Origin of the sequence: Serratia sp. Nf2 (genome assembly GCF_003028435.1) — a bacterium.
GTDB classification, from domain to species: Bacteria; Pseudomonadota; Gammaproteobacteria; order Enterobacterales; family Enterobacteriaceae; genus Serratia; species Serratia marcescens_L.
The window spans coordinates 535,110-548,397 of the sequence record NZ_PYTW01000001.1 but is presented as its reverse complement, the minus strand read 5'-3'; the positions used below and the strand labels follow the sequence as shown (position 1 = coordinate 548,397).

At 61.8% G+C, this 13,288-nt stretch carries 13 protein-coding genes; 9 read left to right on the top strand and 4 right to left on the bottom strand.

Annotated elements, in window-relative coordinates; translation table 11 throughout:
• Positions 1-22 precede the first annotated feature (22 nt).
• Both C9411_RS02625 and C9411_RS02620 read left to right on the top strand, forming a co-directional pair.
• Positions 23-247: a hypothetical protein gene (locus C9411_RS02625; protein WP_025303190.1), complete on the top strand. Its 225-nt coding sequence runs from the start codon at positions 23-25 to the stop codon at positions 245-247.
• Positions 244-510, top strand: coding sequence for a hypothetical protein (locus C9411_RS02620; RefSeq protein WP_055313318.1), 267 nt, complete (start codon positions 244-246; stop codon positions 508-510). The genes C9411_RS02625 and C9411_RS02620 overlap by 4 nt, the downstream gene beginning before the upstream one ends.
• A 9-nt stretch (positions 511-519) precedes the next feature.
• Here C9411_RS02620 and C9411_RS02615 read toward each other — a convergent pair whose 3' ends face one another.
• From C9411_RS02615 to C9411_RS02605, 3 genes are read right to left on the bottom strand one after another with little or no spacing between them, the layout of a single operon-like run.
• Positions 520-672, bottom strand: coding sequence for a DUF2474 domain-containing protein (locus C9411_RS02615; protein ID WP_071605360.1), 153 nt, complete (start codon positions 670-672; stop codon positions 520-522).
• A 14-nt stretch (positions 673-686) separates the two neighbouring features.
• Complete coding sequence (gene cydB / locus C9411_RS02610; RefSeq protein ID WP_049202081.1) at positions 687-1,694, bottom strand: cytochrome d ubiquinol oxidase subunit II; 1,008 nt, start codon at positions 1,692-1,694, stop codon at positions 687-689.
• 2 nt (positions 1,695-1,696) lie between these two features.
• On the bottom strand, positions 1,697-3,097 hold the full coding sequence (locus C9411_RS02605) for a cytochrome ubiquinol oxidase subunit I (protein ID WP_004934615.1): 1,401 nt from the start codon (positions 3,095-3,097) through the stop codon (positions 1,697-1,699).
• Positions 3,098-3,241: 144 nt separating this feature from the next.
• Here C9411_RS02605 and C9411_RS02600 point away from each other — a divergent pair, with 144 nt between their 5' ends.
• From C9411_RS02600 to C9411_RS02575, 6 genes are all read left to right on the top strand, one after another.
• Positions 3,242-4,660 (top strand): PLP-dependent aminotransferase family protein, encoded by a 1,419-nt coding sequence (locus C9411_RS02600; RefSeq protein ID WP_107226590.1) that lies wholly within the window; start codon positions 3,242-3,244, stop codon positions 4,658-4,660.
• A gap of 187 nt (positions 4,661-4,847) precedes the next feature.
• On the top strand, positions 4,848-6,503 hold the full coding sequence (locus C9411_RS02595) for an ABC transporter substrate-binding protein (RefSeq protein ID WP_063990203.1): 1,656 nt from the start codon (positions 4,848-4,850) through the stop codon (positions 6,501-6,503).
• A 48-nt stretch (positions 6,504-6,551) separates the two neighbouring features.
• Positions 6,552-7,508, top strand: coding sequence for an ABC transporter permease (locus C9411_RS02590; RefSeq protein ID WP_048234726.1), 957 nt, complete (start codon positions 6,552-6,554; stop codon positions 7,506-7,508).
• A 4-nt stretch (positions 7,509-7,512) separates the two neighbouring features.
• Complete coding sequence (gene opp4C, locus C9411_RS02585) at positions 7,513-8,463, top strand: oligopeptide ABC transporter permease (RefSeq protein WP_063990202.1); 951 nt, start codon at positions 7,513-7,515, stop codon at positions 8,461-8,463.
• Positions 8,460-9,446 carry an ABC transporter ATP-binding protein gene (locus C9411_RS02580; RefSeq protein WP_063990201.1) on the top strand — a complete coding sequence of 329 codons (987 nt, stop codon included), beginning with the start codon at positions 8,460-8,462 and terminating at the stop codon, positions 9,444-9,446. Before opp4C ends, C9411_RS02580 begins: the two co-directional genes overlap by 4 nt.
• On the top strand, positions 9,436-10,404 hold the full coding sequence (locus C9411_RS02575) for an ABC transporter ATP-binding protein (RefSeq protein ID WP_107226349.1): 969 nt from the start codon (positions 9,436-9,438) through the stop codon (positions 10,402-10,404). Before C9411_RS02580 ends, C9411_RS02575 begins: the two co-directional genes overlap by 11 nt.
• A 2-nt stretch (positions 10,405-10,406) precedes the next feature.
• Here C9411_RS02575 and C9411_RS02570 read toward each other — a convergent pair whose 3' ends face one another.
• Positions 10,407-11,381 (bottom strand): alpha/beta hydrolase, encoded by a 975-nt coding sequence (locus tag C9411_RS02570; RefSeq protein WP_107226348.1) that lies wholly within the window; start codon positions 11,379-11,381, stop codon positions 10,407-10,409.
• Positions 11,382-12,046: 665 nt separating this feature from the next.
• On the opposite strand from C9411_RS02570, the gene C9411_RS02565 reads away from it, so the two are divergent.
• Positions 12,047-13,261 carry an aspartate aminotransferase family protein gene (locus C9411_RS02565; RefSeq protein WP_063990198.1) on the top strand — a complete coding sequence of 405 codons (1,215 nt, stop codon included), beginning with the start codon at positions 12,047-12,049 and terminating at the stop codon, positions 13,259-13,261.
• Positions 13,262-13,288: the final 27 nt, after the last annotated feature.

The window sequence follows — 13,288 nt, the reverse complement described above, 5'->3', positions numbered from 1 at the left end:
CAACGGCCACAGGAGGTGGACTATGCGCAGCTTGCCGATTCGGTTATCGAACAAAATTGATGATGATCTGAACGATATTGCCCGGCGTCACGGGATGGAAAAAACCGAGGTAATCAAAATGGCGTTTGCACTGATTACCCTTGCCGATAAGTACTGGATGAAACAGGATGGTACTTCTCTTGGCATTGTACGGGAGAAGGGTGAACAGCTTGAAGCGGTGGGGCGGGTCGTGGAGATCTTCCCATGAACATCGAAAGCCGTAATTTGCACGATGAGGCCAGCCAGGTTTATCTGGAGCAGGTCTTGGTCTTCGACGAAATGGAGCGGCTGCGCCTGGCGCGCCAGGTGCTGTGCGGGATATTTGCGGTCAGCGTGGGCGTATTCGCCGCCCACGCGTATTGGGAGAAAAATGAAGCGCTGAGACAAGCGTTCGAGCTGGTGAAGATCGGCGCCTTGCCGCTGGTCACGCTGGTGGTTTCCTTCTACTTTCCCAACAGCGCGGCCAGATAAGGCGCCGCGTCAATGCGACTTCATGCCCGCCGCGGTCATCAGCAGGCGGAACAGCGAGGCGACCACGAACAGCCCCAGCACGCTGGCGCTCCAGATGATCACCAGCCAACCGATGCGTTTCCACCAGGGCGCCGGCGCAGCGGTTGCCGTTTTATCTTGCATAGCGTCCTCCCTCCTCAGTGATAGCCGTGTTCATGGCTGATCTTGCCGCGGAACACGTAGTAGCTCCAGAAGGTGTAGACCAGAATGATCGGGATGATGAACAGCGCGCCCACCAGCATAAAACCGAGGCTCTGCGGCGGGGCGGCGGCGTCCCACAGGCTGATGGCCGGCGGGATCAGGTGCGGCCAGATGCTGATGCCAAGCCCGCTAAGGCCAAGGAACACCAGCAGCAGCGTCAGCATGAACGGCGAGTAGTGCGCGCCGCGTTTTACCCCGCGTTGAATCCCCCAGGCGCTGAGCAGCACCAGCACCGGCACCGGCAGCAGCCAGAACAGGTTCGGCAGCGTAAACCAGCGGGCGGCGATTTCCGGATGCGCGATCGGCGTCCAGATACTGACCGCGGCCAGCACCAGCAACAGGATCGCCAGCAGCGGTGTCGCCAGGTGATACATGCGCGCCTGCAGATCACCGGCGGTTTTCATCACCAGCCAGGTACAGCCGAGCAGGGCGTAGGTCACTACCAGCCCCAGCCCGCAGAACAGCGCGAACGGCGTCAGCCAGTCCAGCGCGCCGCCGGCGTAGGTGCGGCCTTCGACCGGGAAGCCATTGATCACGGCGCCTACCACCACACCCTGGCTGAAGGTGGCGAAGATTGAGCCCCAGATGAACGCCTTGTCCCAGATATGGCGTTTCTCCGGCTTCGCCTTGAAGCGAAACTCGAAGGCCACGCCGCGGAAAATCAGCCCGATCAGCATCAGCGTCAGCGGGATCGCCAGCGCGTCGAGGATCACCGAGTAGGCCAGCGGGAAGGCGCCGAACAGCGCGGCGCCGCCCAGCACCAGCCAGGTTTCATTGCCGTCCCACACCGGGGCGACGGTATTCATCATCAGATCGCGGTCGCCGCTCTCTTTCACCCACGGAAACAGGATGCCGATGCCCAGGTCGAAACCGTCCATCACCACGTACATCATGGTGCTGAACACGATGATGACAAACCAAATCAGCGGAAGATCGATACCCATGTTCAGCTCCTGTCGTCCAGAGTGTCGTTGACCGCGGACAGCGGACGCGCCGGCCGGCCCTCGGTATTGTCTTCTTGGTGTTCATGCGGCTGTGGCCCTTTGCGGATCAGGCGCATCATGTAGGAATACCCCACGCCGAACACCGAGCAGTAGACGATGATGAACGCCAGCAGGCTGATGCTCATGTGCAGGTCGCCGTGCGCGGAGACCGCGTCCTTGGTGCGCAGCAGGCCGTACACCACCCACGGCTGGCGGCCGATCTCAGTGGTGAACCAGCCCGCCAGCAGCGCCAGCAATCCGGAAGGACCCATCCACAAAATGAAGTACAGGAACGGACGCGACTGATACAGCCCGCCGCGCCAGCGCAGCCACAGGCTCCACACCCCGGCCAGAATCATCAGCATGCCCAGCCCGACCATGATGCGGAACGACCAGAACACCACGGTGGAGTTGGGGCGATCTTCCGGCGGGAAGGATTTGAGCGCCGGCACCTGCTCGGTCAGGCTGTGGGTTAGGATCAGGCTGCCGAGGTACGGCACCTCCAGCTTGAAGCGGGTCTCTTCGCGCTGCATGTCCGGCCAACCGACCAGGATCAGCGGCGTGGCTTCGCCCGGCGGGTTTTCCCAGTGACCTTCGATGGCGGCGATCTTCGCCGGCTGGTGTTTCAGCGTATTCAGGCCGTGCGCATCGCCGATCAGCGCCTGCACCGGCGCGACGATCAGCGCCATCCACATCGCCATCGACAGCATCTTGCGCATTGCCGGGGTGTCGCGGCCGCGCAGCAGATGCCAGGCGGCCGACGCGCCGACGAAGAACGCCGAGGAGAGGAAGGCGGCGGTGGACATGTGCAACAGGCGGTACGGGAAGGACGGGTTAAAGATGACCTTCAGCCAGTCGACCGGTACCACCTGGCCGTTGATGATTTCATGCCCCTGCGGCGTCTGCATCCAGCTGTTGGAGGCCAGGATCCAGAAGGTGGAGATCAGCGTGCCGAGCGCCACCATGCAGGTAGCGAAGAAGTGCAGGCCGGGGCCGACGCGGTTCCAGCCGAACAGCATCACGCCGAGGAAACCGGCTTCGAGGAAGAAGGCGGTCAGCACTTCATAGGTCAGCAGCGGCCCGGTAATGCTGCCGGCGAACTCGGAGAAGAAGCTCCAATTGGTGCCGAACTGATAGGCCATCACCAGCCCGGACACCACGCCCATACCGAAGTTAACGGCGAAAATCTTTGACCAGAAGTGGTAAAGCTCACGGTAGGCTTCATTGTGCGTTTTCAACCATAACCCTTCCAGCACCGCCAGATAGCTGGCTAAACCGATGGTGATGGCGGGGAAGATGATATGGAAAGACACGGTGAAGGCGAACTGTATTCTGGCGAGTTCCAGTGCATCAAGACCCAGCATGGCGCCTCCTAGGGTTGAACATAAATTAACCTCTTGAGTATAGCTGTCATTTTTATGTGAAATACTTGGCGTTAAGTTAAGCACGGAGTACAGTGACTATAATAGTGACAGTTATTTTACTTTTTCATATAACAGTTAATGGTTATGACCCGATACGAGCAGCTTGCGCAGCAGATTAGAGAACAGATCCAGAACCGGGTGTGGCGGGCGGGCGACAAACTGCCTTCGCTGCGCGAGAGCGGCAAACGCGCCGGACTGAGCCTGATGACGGTGGTGCAGTCCTATCAACTGCTGGAGAGCCAGGGGTGGATCGTCGCCCGCCCGCAGTCGGGCTACTACGTGGCGGCGCGTCCGCAGCCGCTGCCCCAGCCTTCGCGTGGCGAGAAGCTGTTGCTGAGCGAGCAGGTGGACATCAACGCCTTTATTTTCGACGTGCTGCAGGCCTGCAAGGATCCGGATATCGTGCCTTTCGGTTCGGCCTTTCCCGACGCCACGCTGTTCGCCCAGCCGAAGCTGGCGCGGGCGCTGAGCAGCGTAGCGCGCAAGTTCACGCCGCACAGTTCGCTGGCCAACCTGCCGCCGGGCAACGACGCGCTGCGGCGGCACATCGCCCAACGCTATGCGCTGAGCGGCATGCAGGTCGCGCCGGACGAAATCGTCATCACCGCCGGGGCGATGGAGTCGCTCAGCCTCAGCCTGCAGGCGGTGACCCAGCCGGGCGACTATGTGGCGATCGAGTCGCCGGCGTTTTACGGCGCGCTGCAGGCGCTGGAACGCCTGCGGTTAAAGGCGGTGGCGATCGCCACGCATCCGCAGGACGGTATCGATCTGGACGCGCTGCAGCAGGCGGTGGAACAGTATCCGATCAAAGCCTGCTGGCTGATGACTCACTTCCAAAACCCGCAGGGCGCCACCCTGCCGGAGGCCAACAAGCAGCGTCTGGTGACGCTGTTGCGCGACCGACAGATTTCGCTGATTGAAGATGACGTTTACGGTGAGCTGTACTTCAGCGCGGAACGGCCGCTGCCGGCCAAGGCGCTCGACAGCGGCGGCCAGATCCTGCACTGCTCGTCGTTTTCCAAATGCCTGGCGCCGGGTTTTCGCGTCGGCTGGGTGGCGGCGGGGCGTTATGCGCAGCAGATCCAGCGTTTGCAGCTGATGAGCACCGTTTCCACCAGCGTGCCGACCCAGATGGCGCTGGCGGATTATCTGCTGCACGGTGGCTACGATACCCATCTGCGGCGGCTGCGGCGCCTGCTGGCCCAGCGCCAAAGCGCGATGCGTCAGGCGATTGCCCATCATTTCCCGCCGACGGTGAAGGTCAGCCAGCCCGACGGCGGTTACTTCCTGTGGCTGGAGCTGGATCCGGCGCTGTCGTCGATGGAACTGTACCGGCGGGCCCTTTCCCGGGGCATCAGCATCGCGCCGGGGCGCATGTTCACCACCGGCGACCATTTCAACCACTGCTTCCGCCTCAACGCCTCTTTTGAATGGAACGACCGCTTTGAAGAGGCGATCAAAACCTTAGCCAAACTTATCCGGGGGCTGGCGGCGGCAGGCTGAACCGCGTTTTGCGCGGCGCTTCGCCCCAGAAAAATTCATAATGCTTTTTTCGGCAATGGAATGCCGGTTTCGTTGTTAGACAGCCCTCCAGCCGCCCATTACTCTGCGATAAATTTTGTCACATTTTTATCAACGGGAAGACGAGGGGCTGTGGGTGAGCAGAATAAAAAATAGGTTAAACAAACTGTTGCGATATCGGCTGACGCCGCTGGCGTTGGTCTGCGCGCTGGGGCTGAGCGCCGGCGCGCAGGCGGAAACGCTGGGCGAAGGCATCACGCCGGCCAGCGACGCCGCTCAGGTACCGGCCGCCGCCAAGCTGCGCAAAGACACCGTGGTGGCAGGCATCTCAGAGCCGCAGGGGATTTTCAACCCGTATCTGTTCACCAACGGCTGGGACGAGAACGTGACCGACGTGATCTTCAGCCGCCTGATCGGCCTGGACAGCCAGGGCAAGCCGGAAGGGCGATTGGCGGAGTCCTGGCAGGTCAGCCCCGATAATCTGACCTACACCATCAAGCTGCGGCCGAATCTGGTCTACAGCGACGGCTCGCCGCTGAAGGCCGACGATATCGCCTTTACCCTGACGCTGCTGCACGATCCGGCCTATGACGGCGACACCGACATTACGCCGGCGCACATCCAGGGTGGCGCCGAGTATAAAAACGGCACCGCCGCCGGCATCAGCGGCCTGAAGGTGATCGACGATCGCACCATTCAGATCGTCACCACCCAACCGGGCGCGACTACGCTGCAGCTGATCGGCGGCCCGGTGCTGTCGCGGGCTTACTACGGCAAAGACTATCAGCGCGGCAAGCTTGACGGCGTACGCGCCTTCAACGGCAAGCCGCTCGGCAACGGCCCCTATATTTACGACAAGTACGTGCCGGGGCAGGAGATCCGCTTCCACGCCAACCCGAACTTCTACCTCGGTGCGCCGCCGATGGCGCGCTTTATCTACCGCGTCACCAACCCGGCCACCAACTTCCAGCTGTTCCAGACCGGTGAGACCGACTACGACGCTTTTACCGCCAAGCCGGACGATATCGAACAGCTCAAACTGCTCGGCTTCGCCAATATCAACCTTTACAGCTCAAGCGATTACAGCCGCATCGACTTCAACCTCAGACGTCCGGCGCTGCAGGACAAACGGGTGCGTCAGGCGCTGATCTACGGCCTGGATCGGCAAAGGCTGATCGCCGTGGTGTACCAGGGTTACGGCAAGGTCGCCAACCAACCGATCTCGCCGATCTCTTGGGCTTATGACGCGAACGGCATCAATCCCTACGCTTACGATCTCGACAAGGCCGGGAAGCTGTTGGACGAGGCCGGTTGGCGAGTGGGCGCGGACGGCATTCGGCAAAAAGACGGTAAAAAACTGGAGCTGACGCTGCTGGTGACCAAAAAGCTGATCAACGATGCACTGGTGCCGATCGCCAAGGATAACTATCGCCGACTCGGCGTGGTGCTCAAGCCACAGGTACTGGATTTCAATGCGCTGCTGGCGCAACGCAAGGCGAGCAATTACGACCTGGCGTCCCTCAGCACCAGTACGCTGAACGATCCGCACGATGGCGTGCGCGATTTCATCAGCAGCGAGAGCGAAACCGGTTATCACAACCCGCAGGTAGACGCGCTGATCGCCAGGGCCAACGCCACGCTGGATATCGCGCAGCGCAAGCCGCTGTACCACCAGCTGTATCAAGCGCTGGCGGACGATCCGCCGGTGATCCTGCTCGGCAACCGCGAGATTTTGAGCGCCAGCAGCGCGCGCGTCACCGGCTTTAAACCGGATATCTACAACGGCTTGGTCGGCAGCCTGCCGAACGTCAAACCGGCGCCGTAACGCCCTGACGCCGCCGCGCCACTCCGGGCGGCGGCGATGGAAATCGCGATGAGAAATTTTATCCTGCGCCGTCTGTTGCAGACTATCCCGATGCTGCTGTTGGCTTCCTTGCTGATTTTTTGCATCTTCGCCCTGGCGCCCGGCGACTTTATCGACGGCAACATCAACCTGACCGCGCAACGCGCTGCCGAGCTGCGGGCGCTGTACGGGTTGGATCAGCCGTTGTTCAGCCGCTACCTGCACTGGCTCGGCCGGCTGCTGCAGGGCGATCTCGGTTTTTCGCTGCAGTATCAGATCCCGGTCAGCACGCTGCTTAACCAATACATCTGGAACTCGTTCCTGCTGGCGGCGGTGGCGATGGTGCTGTATTGGGGCATTGCGCTGGCGGTGGGGGTGATCTCGGCGATGAAACCCTATTCGCTGTTCGATCATCTGATCACCGTGGCGGTGTTCGCCGCCATGTCGTTTCCGACGTTCTTTCTGTGTCTGCTGCTGATCAAATGGTTCGCCGTCGATCTGCACTGGTTACCGGCGGGCGGCATGCTGCGCACCGGCAGCGAGGCGAGCGGGCTGGCCTGGGCGCTGGAAGTGGCGGCGCATCTGCTGCTGCCGGTGCTGGCGCTGGTGATGTTGCAGGCCGGCAGCCTGACGCGCTATTTCCGCGCCAGCATGCTGGACGTGATCCGCATGGACTATATCCGCACCGCGCGCGCCAAGGGGCTCAGGGAGAAAACGGTGATCCTCAAACACGCGCTGCGCAATGCGCTGCTGCCGATCGTCACCCTGCTGGGGTTCGAGCTGCCGGGATTGTTCTCCGGCGCGCTGATCACCGAAAAAATCTTCAATTGGCCGGGCGCCGGGCATATCCATATCGATTCGCTGGCGGCGCGTGATTACCCGGTACTGATGGGGTTCACGCTGTTTCTGGCGGCCCTGACCATCCTCGGCAATCTGCTGGCGGACATTCTGTACGCCTACGCCGATCCGCGCATTCGCTTGAGGTAACGCTATGTTGGCCACGTTGTTTTTCGGTCGCCGTCGCCGCTGGCGCCAGGCGCAGCTGCCGGCACTGGCGCAACTGTCGCCGCCGCCCGCCGCGCAGGCCTGGCGACGGCTGCGTCGCCACCGGCCGGCGATGATATCGCTGGCATTGCTGATGCTGTTGGCGCTGCTGTGCCTGATTGGGCCGTCGCTGTCGCCGTGGCGCGACGACGCCGGCGATGTGCTGAATATCAATCAGGCACCGAGCGGCGCGCACTGGTTGGGCACCGACTTTCTCGGCCGCGATATCTGCACCCGGCTGCTGCTGGCGGGGCGGATATCGCTGACCATCGGCCTGGTGTCGATGCTGCTGTCGGTGACGCTGGGCTATGTGCTGGGTGCGCTTGCCGGTTATCTGGGCGGCGTGGCGGATCGGCTGATCATGCGCTTCGCCGATCTGCTGATGACCATTCCCGGCCTGCCGCTGCTGATTATCATGGGGGCGATGCTGACCGAGCTCGATGTCTCGCCGGACTACCGCATCTACATGGTGATGATCATGCTGAGCCTGCTGGGCTGGCCGTCGCTGGCGCGGCTGGTGCGCGGCCAGATCCTGTCGCTGCGCGAGCGGGATTTCATGCTGGCCACCGAGGTGCTGGGGCTCTCCACCCGTCGGCGTCTTTTCGGCCATCTGCTGCCCAACACCGTGCCGATTTTGGTGGTGGTGGCCACCATGGCGGTGGCTAACGCCATCCTCAGCGAATCGGCGTTGAGCTACCTCGGGCTGGGCGTGGTGCCGCCGACGCCATCGTGGGGCAACATGATGGATGCCGCCAACAGCCTGATCGACTTTCAGCGCCGCCCCTGGCTGTGGATGCCGCCGGGGCTGGCGATTTTCGTCACCGTGGTGGCGATCAATATCTTGGGCGACGGCCTGCGGGACGCGCTCGATCCGAAAATGAACGGGGTAACACGATGAGTCAACCGCTGGTGGCGTTCGATCGACTGTCGGTGTCGTTTCAGGGAGAGCAAGGGCCGGTGCGGGCGGTGCAGCAGGTCAGCCTGGAACTGCTGGCCGGGCAAACGCTGGGGATCGTCGGCGAGTCGGGCTGCGGCAAAAGCGTGACCGCCATGGCGCTGATGGGGCTGTTGCCGCAGCCGCTGGCGCAGGTAGACGGCGGTGAAATTCGCTTTGAAGGGCAGAACCTGCTGTCGCTGCGGGCATCAAAGATGGCCGATCTGCGCGGCAACCGGCTGGCGATGATCTTTCAGGAACCGATGAGCGCGCTCAATCCGGTGTTGACCCTCGGCGAACAGTTGGTGGAGCCGCTGATTCGCCACCTGGCCCTGTCGCCGAAAGCGGCCTGGGGTCAGGCGGTGCAACGGCTGGCGGAAGTGGGGTTGGCGCGTGCGGAGGCGCTGATGCGCTGCTACCCGCATCAACTGTCCGGTGGCATGCTGCAGCGTGTGATGATCGCCATGGCGATCGGATGCCGTCCGGCGCTGCTGATCGCCGATGAGCCGACCACGGCGCTCGACGTCACGGTACAGGCGCAGATCCTGGCGTTGCTGCGCGAGCAGAGCCGGCGACACAACATGGCGATGATTTTGATCACCCACGATCTTGGAGTGATCGCCCAGATGGCGGATCGGTTGGCGGTGATGTACGCCGGGCGCGTCGTCGAGCAGGGCACGACGCGGGAAGTGTTGGCCGAGCCGCGGCATCCTTATACTCAGGGGCTGATCGCCTCGCGGCCGGTGCCGGGCCAGCGGCTCCGCCGCCTGTATTCCATTCCCGGCCAGGTGCCGGATCTGGCGCGCTTGCCTGAACACTGTGCGTTTGCCGAGCGTTGTGCGCAGGCCTCCGCTCGCTGCCGCGATGGCATCCCGCCGCTGTACGGCACACCACAGCGCCAGTCCGCCTGTTTCCTCAACGCCGGAGGGCGCCCCCATGTCGACTGAACCTCTGGTGGAAGTGAAAGGATTAAAGAAATATTTCCCGCTGCGCGATGGGCTGTTCGGGCGAACCACCGGCCAGCTGAAGGCGGTGGACGACGTCAGCTTCAGCATTCGCAAGGGCCGCATTTTCGGGCTGGTGGGCGAGTCCGGCAGCGGCAAAACCACCGTCGGCCGCACGCTGCTTGGCCTGCACGACAAAACCGCCGGTGAGGTGATGTTCAAAGGGCAGGCGTTGGATAGCCTGAGCAAAGAGGCGTTGCGCGCCCTGCGGCCGAAAATGCAGCTGGTGTTTCAGGATCCGTACAGCTCGCTGAATCCGCGTCTGCGCGTGGGCGACGCCATCGGCGAAGCGCTGTTGCAGCACGGCCTGGCGAGCAAGGCGGAACTGCGCGAGCGGGTGCTCGATACCCTGTCGATCTGCGGGCTGTCTCCACAGCATTACGGGCGGTTTCCGCATGAGTTTTCCGGCGGCCAGCGCCAGCGTATCGGCATCGCGCGCGCGCTGATCCTGCAGCCGGAGTTTATCGTCGCCGACGAACCGATATCGGCGCTCGACGTGTCGATTCAGGCGCAGATCATCAATCTGTTTTCCGATTTGCAGGAACGGCAGGGGGTGACGCTGCTGTTTATTTCGCACGATCTCGGCGTGGTAGAGCATCTGTGTCAGGACGTGGCGGTGATGTACCTGGGGCAAATCGTCGAGAGCGCCGACCGCGATGCGTTATTTCGCCGGCCGCTGCATCCCTACACGCAGGCCTTGCTGGCGGCGGTGCCGACGCTGGATGCGTATCGCTTGCCGCCGCGGGCGGCAAGCGGCGAACCGCCGAATCCCGCCAACCCGCCGCACGGCTGCCGTTTCCATCCTCGCTGCCCGCTGGCCACGGTGCAGTGCCGCGAACAGGCGCCGCACCTGCGCAGCGTGGCGCCCGGTCATCAGGTGGCGTGCCACGTGGTCGGCTAGCGTCAGGACAGGTAATGCTTCAACGCGCGTCCGGCCTGATGGATCGCCGAATGCACCGCCGGGACGTGGGCGAGCGGATTCAACAGGCCGTAGTCGTGGATCAGCCCGTTATAGCGGGTGGCGGTGACCTCGACGCCGGCGGCATCGAGCAGACGCGCGTAGGCTTCGCCCTCATCGCGCAGCACGTCCAGCTCGGCGGTTTGCACCAGCGCCGGCGGCAAACCCCGCAGCTGTTCCGGCGTGGCGTTGAGCGGCGAAGCGTAGATGTCTTTGCGCTGCGCCTTATCGGGCGCGTAGCTGTCCCAAAACCACTTCATCATGTTGCGGGTCAGGAAATGGCCTTCGGCGAACTGATGATAGGAGTCGGTATCAAACTGGGCGCGGGTGACGGGCCACAGCAGGATCTGGCAACGCAGCACCGGTATGCCTTTCTCTTTGGCCATCAGGCTGACCACCGCCGCCATATTGCCGCCGGCGCTGTTGCCGACCACTGCCAGCCGTGAACCATCGACGTTGATCTTCTCGCCGTACTCGGCCACCCATTCGGTGGCGGCGTAAGCCAGATTGATCGCCTCAGGGTAGCGCACCTCCGGTGAGCGGGGATAGTTGACGAACACCGCCGCCGCGCCTGAACTGTGCACCAGATCGCGCACCAACCGTTCATGGGTGGGAAAATCGCCCAGCACCCAGCCACCGCCGTGGAAGAACATGAATACCGGCAGCGCCTCTTTGACCCTGGCCGGCCGCACCAGCTGCAGCAGAATATCCTGACCTTCTACGTGAATGCTCTTCTCGCTGATCTCGACCTCGCGCAGCGGCACCTCGACGCTGCGTTGCGCGTCCTCCAAAACCCGGCGCGCTTCTTTGGGCTTCATCTGCTCCATGGGTTTACCGCCGCCGGCATTCAGCGCGTCGAGAAACGCGCGGATGTCGTGCTGGGCGTGCGGCTGGCTGAGATCGACGGTTTTCTTGGGCATGGTGACTCCTTGTGCGCAGAAGAGAAGGGGCGGTCAGGATCACAGTGTAGTCGCTGGCGCACAAAGCAGGAGCCGCGGTTAGCGCGGTCCTTTTTCGGGAGCATGGCGGGGGAGATCTCTGCGTCGCTGCCGCGTTGCACCTTTCTGGCGCACCGCTGCACCCGATAGGGGCAAAAAGTGTGATAGCGAGCAAATGGGGTGAAATTTTTTTTGCGAGCCCGATCAGAAATCCTGAAGTTTTTCGTAATTGAATAGGATTTCGCGCGCAATGATGATTTTAGGCCTTATTTTTTAATTTATGCATTACCAATGCATAGAAAATGAATAAATATTCATTATAAGCCGTTGTTTTAACGAAAAAAATGGCAAAATCCGGCAAAAATCCCGTTTTGGCACGATAGCTGCTCTACACTCTTTATCAAACGACATGTATTTTAACTGCTCGTTAACATTTACTTCCCGCTCAGGGACCGGATATACGCCATAAATAGTGAAAAACCGATTTTATGTAACAGATTTGTTTCTAAATCAGCGGTAAGGGACAGCATTTTCTCCGCCGCAAAAGTCGGTTTTGAACAACGGTTTTTTTGCATTGTGGCGGCCTAACCGGGCTTGAACGGCCCTTACAGTCAAAATTCAGCCTTTGCTGAGATTATGAGGTCACTATGGAACAGCCAATCGCAGTTACCCGCCAGTCTTTCGATGACTGGATGGTCCCGGTTTATGCCCCTGCCGATTTTATTCTGGTGCGGGGAGAAGGCTCGCAGGTGTGGGATCAGCAGGGTAAGTCTTACATCGATTTCGCCGGCGGCATCGCGGTTAACGCGTTGGGGCATGCGCACCCGGCGGTCAAGGCGGCGCTGGTGGAGCAGGCGGGCAAACTGTGGCATCTGGGCAATGGCTATACCAACGAACCGGTGCTGCGCCTGGCTAAAAAGCTGATCGACGCCACCTTCGCCGACAAGGTGTTCTTCTGTAACTCGGGCGCTGAAGCCAACGAAGCGGCGCTGAAACTGGCGCGCAAACATGCGCACGACCAGCACGGCGCCGGTAAAGATCAGATTGTGGCGTTCAACAACGCGTTCCACGGCCGCACGCTGTTTACCGTGTCCGCCGGCGGCCAGCCAAAATATTCGCAGGATTTTGCGCCGCTGCCGGGCGGGATCACCCATACGCCGTATAACGATCTGGCCGCGGCGGCCGAGCTTATCAACGATCGCACCTGTGCGGTGATCGTCGAGCCGATCCAGGGCGAAGGCGGCGTGCTGCCGGCGGAAGCCAGTTTCCTGCAGGGGCTGCGTGAGCTGTGCGATCGTCATAATGCGCTGCTGATCTTCGATGAAGTGCAAACCGGCGTCGGCCGCACCGGCCATCTGTATGCCTACATGCAGTACGGCGTGGTGCCGGACGTGCTGACCACCGCCAAAGCGCTGGGCGGCGGCTTCCCTATCGGTGCCATGCTGACCACCGATGCGCTGGCGAAAACGCTGGGCGTCGGCACCCATGGCACTACCTACGGCGGCAACCCACTGGCGACGGCGGTGGCGGGGGAAGTGTTCTCCATCATCAACACCCCGGAAGTGCTGGAAGGCGTCAAACAGCGTCACCAGTGGTTTATCGACGGATTGAACGACATCAACCGCCAGTACCCGATCTTCGCCGAGATCCGCGGCGGCGGTTTGCTGATCGGCTGCCAATTGACGAAAGACTATGCCGGCAAAGCGAAGCAGATCACCCAACTGGCGAACGAAGAAGGCGTTATCGCGCTGATCGCCGGTCCGGACGTGGTGCGTTTCACGCCGTCGCTGATCATCCCTGAGCAGGATGTGAAAGAGGGGCTGGCGCGATTCGCGCGCGCCGTGGCGCGCATTTGCAGCTAATCAGCGGGCTGCGCCTTCACCGGCGCA

Coding starts and splice junctions, on each gene's coding strand:
- C9411_RS02625 (WP_025303190.1), top strand. CDS start 23: ATGCGCAGCTTGCCGATTCGGTTATCGAACAAAATTGATGATGATCTG.
- C9411_RS02620 (WP_055313318.1), top strand. CDS start 244: ATGAACATCGAAAGCCGTAATTTGCACGATGAGGCCAGCCAGGTTTAT.
- C9411_RS02615 (WP_071605360.1), bottom strand. CDS start 672: ATGCAAGATAAAACGGCAACCGCTGCGCCGGCGCCCTGGTGGAAACGC.
- cydB (WP_049202081.1), bottom strand. CDS start 1,694: ATGGGTATCGATCTTCCGCTGATTTGGTTTGTCATCATCGTGTTCAGC.
- C9411_RS02605 (WP_004934615.1), bottom strand. CDS start 3,097: ATGCTGGGTCTTGATGCACTGGAACTCGCCAGAATACAGTTCGCCTTC.
- C9411_RS02600 (WP_107226590.1), top strand. CDS start 3,242: ATGACCCGATACGAGCAGCTTGCGCAGCAGATTAGAGAACAGATCCAG.
- C9411_RS02590 (WP_048234726.1), top strand. CDS start 6,552: ATGAGAAATTTTATCCTGCGCCGTCTGTTGCAGACTATCCCGATGCTG.
- opp4C (WP_063990202.1), top strand. CDS start 7,513: ATGTTGGCCACGTTGTTTTTCGGTCGCCGTCGCCGCTGGCGCCAGGCG.
- C9411_RS02580 (WP_063990201.1), top strand. CDS start 8,460: ATGAGTCAACCGCTGGTGGCGTTCGATCGACTGTCGGTGTCGTTTCAG.
- C9411_RS02575 (WP_107226349.1), top strand. CDS start 9,436: ATGTCGACTGAACCTCTGGTGGAAGTGAAAGGATTAAAGAAATATTTC.
- C9411_RS02570 (WP_107226348.1), bottom strand. CDS start 11,381: ATGCCCAAGAAAACCGTCGATCTCAGCCAGCCGCACGCCCAGCACGAC.
- C9411_RS02565 (WP_063990198.1), top strand. CDS start 12,047: ATGGAACAGCCAATCGCAGTTACCCGCCAGTCTTTCGATGACTGGATG.